We start from the raw sequence: 6,610 nt of genomic DNA, 5'->3' as shown, positions 1-6,610 counted from the left end.
CCGTGCGCCACGGCGAGGGCCCGGCCGCCCGGACGCAAGGGCATGCGGAAGAGGCCCGGCTGGTGGCGCGCGTCCTGGCCGAGCGCCGCATCCTCAGCGCGGGAGGCAGCCGGGGCTGGTCGGCGGCGCCGCTGCTGCAGAACCGCCCGGACGGGCCGGCCCCGCTCGGCGCGGTCGTGGTCGGCTTCCCCGAGTCCCGGCCGCCGGACCCGGAGCTCGAGCAGACCCTGCTGGAGATCAGCCGCCTGCTGCGCAACGCGCGCCTGACGCAGCAGCATCTGGAGCACCAGCAGGTCCTGGGCGCCGTGACCGACCAGTCCGCCGACGCCATCTATATAACCGGCCAGGACTCCCGCATCGTGAGCTGGAACGCGGCGGCCGAGCAGCTCTTCGGCTACTCGCCGGCCGAGGCCATCGGCAGGGCCGCGGACTTCCTCGTGCCGCCCGAGCGCATGGCGGAGCTCGAGGTCAAGGACGCCCAGGCCCTGGCCGAGGGCCGCGTCAAGAACTTCGAGACCGTGCGCCTGCGCAAGGACGGCAGCCCCGTGCCGGTGGAGGCGACCTTCTTCCTGCTGCGCGACGAAAAGGCCCGGCCCTTCGGCACCGTGCGCGTATTCCGCGACATCACCGAGCGCAAGGTGATGGAGAAGGCGCTCGTCGACGCGCGGGACGCGGCCCAGCAGGCGGAACGGGCCAAGGCCGAATTCCTGGCCAACATGAGCCACGAGATCCGCACCCCGATGAACGCGATCATCGGCATGACCGGGCTCCTGCTGGACACGGGACTCGACGCGACCCAGCGCGAATACGCGACGGTCGTCAAGAACGGCGGGGAGGGCCTCCTGGAGATCATCAACGAGATCCTGGATTTCTCCAAGATCGGGGCCGGCAGGATGTCCATCGAGGTCGTGGATTTCGACCTGCGCGAGGCGGTCGAAGGGGTCGTGGAGCTCGTGGCCCCGCGCGCGGCCGAGAAGGGCATCGAGCTCGCCTCCTCGGTGGAGCCCGAGGTCCCGGTCTTCCTGCGCGGCGACGCGGGCCGCATCCGGCAGATCCTCCTGAACCTCCTGGCCAACGCCGTCAAGTTCACCGAGCGCGGCGAGGTCGTCCTGCGCGTCGCCAGAGCAGAGGAGTCGGGCGCTCGGACTTCGATCCGGTTCGAGGTGCGCGATTCCGGCATCGGCATCTCGCCCGAGGGCCAGCGCGTCATCTTCCAGTCCTTCACCCAGGCGGACGCCTCGACGACCCGCAAGTACGGCGGGACCGGGTTGGGGCTGACCATCTCCAAGAAGCTCGTGGAGCTGATGGGGGGCACGATCGGGGTCCAGAGCGAGCCCGGCCGAGGTTCGACCTTCTTCTTCTGCCTCCCCCTCGAAGTCCAGCCGGAGCCCGCGCCGGCGCCGGAGCGCAAGGACCTCGAAGGCGTCCGGGCGCTCGTGGTCGACGACAACGCCGCCAACCGCGAGATCGTGCGCCGCCAGCTCGTCTCCTGGAAGATGGAAGCCGAAGCGGCGGCCGGGGGCGCCGAGGCCCTGGCCAAGCTGCGGCAGGCGGCGGCTCAGGCGCGTCCGTACCAGGTCGCCCTCGTAGACCAACGCATGCCGCAGATGGACGGGCTGGCCCTGGCGCGGGCGGTGCGCGGCGACCCGGCGCTCGCGGGGGTGCGGCTCGTGCTGATGTCCCCGCTCGGCCGCGCGTCCACCGCCGAGGAGCTCGGCGCGGCGGGCTTCTGGCAATGCCTCGTCAAACCCGTGCGGCAAGCCGCGCTCTATGACGGTCTGCTCCGGGCCTTGGGAAAGGCGGCGCCGGCGGCCAGCGGACCGCGGCGCGGCGGCCCGGTCCAGGGGACCGCCGCGCGCAGGTTCTTCCGTGTGCTCGTGGCCGAGGATAACGCGGTCAACCAGAAAGTGGCGGTGCGCCAGCTCCATCGGCTGGGCTACGAGGCGGACGTGGCCGCCGACGGCATCGAGGCTCTGGAGGCCCTCAAGCGCATCCCGTATGACCTGGTCTTCATGGACTGTCAGATGCCGGAGATGGACGGCTTTCAGGCCACGGCCGAGATACGCAAGGGCGAGGGGGGCCGCAAGCATACCCCGGTCATCGCCATGACGGCGAGCGCGTTGGAGGGGGACCGCGAGAAATGCCTTGCGGCCGGCATGGACGATTACATCTCCAAGCCTGTCCGCATCGAGGACTTGGAGAAGGTCCTCGGACGCTGGGACATGGCGGTGGATGCGGCCGCCCTGGCGGCCCTCCGGGAACTCGGGGGCGCCGAGGACCCCGGCTACCTGGACGGCCTCATCAGAGACTTCCTGGAGGAAGCCGCGAAGCGGCTGGCGGCGTTGCGCGGCGCCGTCGAGTCGGGGGACGCGAAGGCGTTGGAACTCGCCGCCCATGCGCTCAAGGGTTCCAGCGGGAATATGGGGGTTCGGCGCATGCAGAGGCTTTGCCTCCACCTGGAAGCCATCGGGAAGTCGGGGGCCGTCGCCCGGGCGGCGGGACTCATGGCGGCCTTGGAGGGCGAGTGGGTCCTGGCTCAGGCGGCCCTGGAGGCGGAGCAGACGCGGCGGAAGTCCGGGTAGCCCACGACCGTCGACGCCTTCCCCGAGGACGATCTCAGAGGAGGGCGTAGCGGCGGGCGTAGATGTTGGCCACGATGCCCAAAGACCAAAGGGTGATGGCCAGGCTCGAACCGCCGTAAGAGATGAGCGGCAGGGGGATGCCCGCCACCGGGATGACGCCCAGGCACATCCCCATGTTGAGCGCGAGCGAGAAGGCGAACATGGAGACGAACCCGCAGCAGACCAGATAGCCGTAGGTGTCGCGGGCGCAGCGCCCGGCCACCACCATGCGCCAGAGCAGCAGCAGGTAGAGCCCGAGTATGCTCAGCGTGCCCCAGACGCCCATCTCCTCGCCCACCACGGCGTAGATGAAGTCGGTATGGCGCTCGGGCAGGAACCCCAGTTGGGATTGCGTGCCCGAGAAGAGCCCCTTGCCCAGCAGCCCGCCCGAGCCGATGGCGATCTGGGACTGATGGACGTGGTAGGCCGCCCCCTGGATGTCCTCCTGGGGCGCCACGTAGGCCACGAAGCGGTTCCTCTGGTAGCCCTTGAGCTTGGCGTTGACCGCGATGCCGGTGAGCAGGCCCGCGCTGAAGATGATGGGGATGGCGATGAAGGTGACCGTCCGCATCTGCAGGCGCAGCATCCCCGCCAGGCGCCAGGCCGCGAGGCTCAGCAGCACCGAGGCCAGCATGGCCCCCGCCGCGGCCCAGCCGAAATGGGTGGCGCGCATGAGCAGGTCGGGCCAGGAATTGGGCTGCGGGGCCGCGTAGCGGATCTGGCACCAGGTGATGAGCATGGGCAGTCCCAGGGCGACCAGGCCGTAGCCCGTGATGGCGCTGAGGTGGCGCGCGCTGGCGCCCGCGCAGAAGAGCATCCCCAGCGCGATGGGGAGGAAGGACAGGAAGGTCGCGAAATCCGGCTCCTTGAGGATCAGCGCGAGGACCGGGAAGAGGATGACGAATGAGTAGAGCACGGTCTCCAGCTCCGCCGCCCGCCGCACGCGCCGGCTCAGAAAGGCGGCCAGGACCAGGATCATGGCGGTGCGGGACAGCTCCGAGGGCTGGAAGGAGATGAACCCGAGGCCGAGCCAGGCCTTGTGGCCTTTGTGGGCGGTGCCCAAAGTGACGACGCAGACGAGCAGAGCCAGGGCCAAGCCGTAGAGGGCTTTGGACTGGTCTTGGTAAACCTGGTAGTTGAAGCTCATGGCGAAGACGAAGAGGGCCGCGCCCAGGGCCAAGGCCAGGAGGTGCCTCTGGATGATCTGTCCGTAGTAGGGCAGCGGGTTGGCCGCGGAGAAGACGGCGAGGCCTCCCATCAGGACCAGCCCGGCCACGGCCGCGATGAAGCCCCAGTCGAAGCGGCTCTTGCCGCCGCCCTCCGCGCGTAAGACCATCGTGCCACCATATTACAAAACCTCGCGCGCAGATTGCGCCCGGCCGCGCCTTTGCGTCCCCCGTGACGTCCGCCCGGCATCATAATTAGTTAGAATCATCCTTGCTACCGGGCCGGAGCCGGGAGGAGGAACGCATGAAGGGCGACGCGAAACTGATCGACACGCTGAACTCATTGCTGTCCGACGAGCTGACCGCCATCAGCCAGTACATGGTGCACGCCGAGATGTGCGAGAATTGGGGCTACGACAAGCTCCATGACCATTTCCGGAAGCGCTCCATCGACGAGATGAAGCACGCGGAGCGGCTCATCGCCCGCATCATCTTCCTGGAGGGCCGGCCCATCGTCAGCGAGCTGCGCAAGATGCTCATCGGCGCCGAGGTGCCCAAGATGTTCGCCGGCGACCACCAGCTCGAGTTGGGCGCCATCAAGTCCTACAACGCGGCCATCGCGCAGGCCGTCGCGGCCAAGGACAACGCGACCCGGGAGATGCTGGAGGGCATCCTCAAGGACGAGGACGCGCACATCGACGGCATCGAGGAGCGCCAGGACCAGATCGCGCAGATGGGCCTGCCGAACTTCCTCAGCGAGCAGACCAAGGACTGACCTCGGCCGTCAGGCGGGCTCGGCGCCTCGGGGCGCCGAGCCCGGCTATTTCCTGCCGGTGACTGCGAGCAGGTCGTCCGGGCGGCCCGCGAACTCGACGAAGCTGCCTTTGGGGGCGAAGACCTCGCCGTCATCGAGCGCGCTGTCGTATTTCCCCGAGCCGTCCGGCAGGAAGACGCTGACCCGGCCTTGGTCCGGTCTCGTCGTGACACCCAGGACCATGTCCGCGTCGGTCTTCAGCCACTCGTTGTAGCCGTGGGCGCCGATCTTCACGGGATTCCTGCCGAGTTTCAATGCGCCCGCGCTATCCGCCGGGCTGTAGATGGTTTCCGACACCCGCGCCCAGGTCGTCCCGTCTTGGTCGAACAGGCTCAGTTCGGTCTGGTCGCGCATCGAGCCGACCGGCATGGTCGCGGAATCGGGAGATGTGATCATCTTGATGGTCCCGAAATCGACATAGCCCGGCACGTCTTTATATAGGAAAGACTTCGCGACCGGGGGTGGGGCCAGATATAGTCCCTCAAAGGGATAGACATTCCGGCGCAGCCATTGCTTCCCATCCATATCGGTCTTCAGGCTGCGCGGATTTTTGAGCGCATCGAGTCTCTGCATCACGATCGAATCGGTCTGCAGCGCCGGGCTATAGGCCGCAAGATAGTCCTTCCCGTCTATAGAGGCGAAGTAGAACTTGTGGCCGTCTTTGTCGTAATAATAGCCGCCATTGTATATCAGCGAGAGTTTCGGCGTTTTCTCTTCGCCTTGCAGGGCATAGACAGTGACGGCATTCTTGTCCTTATCGAATGATATCTGGGCCAGCTTGCCGCTGGAGTAATAGCCGCCGAACTTGAGCTCCTCCGCCGGGATCTTCTGCGGTTCCATAGGCGCCGATACGGCATGCTCTTCTTTCTGGATCAGCTTTTTGTCGACCAGCACCGCGTCCAGCACATCCAGAGCCACTTTGACGGCGTTGCCTTCGGCTCCGGACTCGATCACGGCGACAGATATCCTCCGGTCAGGGACCGTGAAGATCATCGAGGAATAATTCCCGGTGCCGCCGGTCTTGCCCATGACTTTGACGCCATTCGCCTTATAGCGCGGCAGTTCCGTCATGTCCCATCCCAGGCCGAACGACGTGTCGGGGTGTCTCAGTTTCCCCCAAAAAGCCGATGGCTGGGCTCGGGTCATCTCAGCCAGGGATTTCGCAGTGAAGATCTGGTTTTGGTTCGAGAATGCGTCGGCGAACAGGCAAAGGTCTTCAGCGGTCGCTGAAAGCCCGCCTGCGCCCAGCACCGATAGCGCCTCGGGCGGATGGCGCTTCCCGCTTTCCGGGTCATAATACGCCGCCACGCTTTTGCCTTTCAACTCGCCGATGCTCAGTCCGGTGCTCTTCAAGCCGAGCGGAGCCAGGATCCTTTCATTGAGAAAGCCGATGTATTTTTTTCCGCTGACCCGCTCCACGATCATCTCGGCCAATGTGAACCCGTCATTGCAGTAGACCGCCATCGCGCCCGGCTCATGCTTGAGATGGGCGCGGGCTAAAGCCTCGATCGTGTCCTGCTGGTAGCGGTCGAAATACTTGAACCCCGACGAATTCGCCCACGCCGTGCCCGGCAGGCCCGAGGTGTGGTTCAGGATCATCCGCACGGTGATCTTCTTATAGCGTTCGTCCGCCATCTTGAATTCCGGGAGATAGTCCGCGACCGGCTTGTCGAGCGAGACCTTGCCGTCGTCGACCAGCAGCATGATCGAGGCCGCCACATAGACCTTGCTGACGGAGCCGATATTGAAGATGGTGTCTTTGTCGACCGGGATGCCCTCTTCCCTGTCGGCCATCCCGAACCCCTCGGCGTAGACCACCTGGCCGTTCTCCATGATGGCCGCGGTCGCGCTGCCGCACTTGCCGGTATTGATGTCCTGCCAGATCTCGCTGCGGGCGGTCTTTACGGCATCCTCGTACGCGTCCGGACGGCTCTCCTCACCGGACGCTCGCGCGGCGACCAGCATGAAGCACGAAAGCCAGGCGATGAGCTGTCTATTCATCATGTCAT

At 66.3% G+C, this 6,610-nt stretch carries 4 protein-coding genes; 2 read left to right on the top strand and 2 right to left on the bottom strand.

All coding sequences use genetic code 11. The annotated features are described in order from the left end of the window. Window positions 1-2,582: response regulator (locus NTY77_14530; GenBank protein ID MCX5796707.1), on the top strand; the 2,582-nt coding region annotated here is incomplete at its 5' end. 34 nt (window positions 2,583-2,616) lie between these two features. On the opposite strand, the gene NTY77_14525 is transcribed toward NTY77_14530, so the two are convergent. After that, window positions 2,617-3,957 carry an FtsW/RodA/SpoVE family cell cycle protein gene (locus NTY77_14525; protein MCX5796706.1) on the bottom strand — a complete coding sequence of 447 codons (1,341 nt, stop codon included), beginning with the start codon at window positions 3,955-3,957 and terminating at the stop codon, window positions 2,617-2,619. A gap of 134 nt (window positions 3,958-4,091) precedes the next feature. Between NTY77_14525 and bfr the strand changes: the two genes are divergently transcribed. Beyond that, window positions 4,092-4,562 carry a bacterioferritin gene (gene bfr, locus NTY77_14520; protein MCX5796705.1) on the top strand — a complete coding sequence of 157 codons (471 nt, stop codon included), beginning with the start codon at window positions 4,092-4,094 and terminating at the stop codon, window positions 4,560-4,562. A gap of 45 nt (window positions 4,563-4,607) precedes the next feature. On the opposite strand, the gene NTY77_14515 is transcribed toward bfr, so the two are convergent. Further along, entirely contained in the window at window positions 4,608-6,602 is a 1,995-nt protein-coding gene (locus NTY77_14515; protein MCX5796704.1) for a serine hydrolase, read from the bottom strand. Window positions 6,603-6,610: the final 8 nt, after the last annotated feature.

The organism is Elusimicrobiota bacterium, assembly GCA_026388095.1.
Classification (GTDB): domain Bacteria; phylum Elusimicrobiota; class Elusimicrobia; order UBA1565; family UBA9628; genus UBA9628.
Note: the sequence above shows the minus strand (reverse complement) of the source record. Positions and strands in the feature narration are given on the sequence as shown.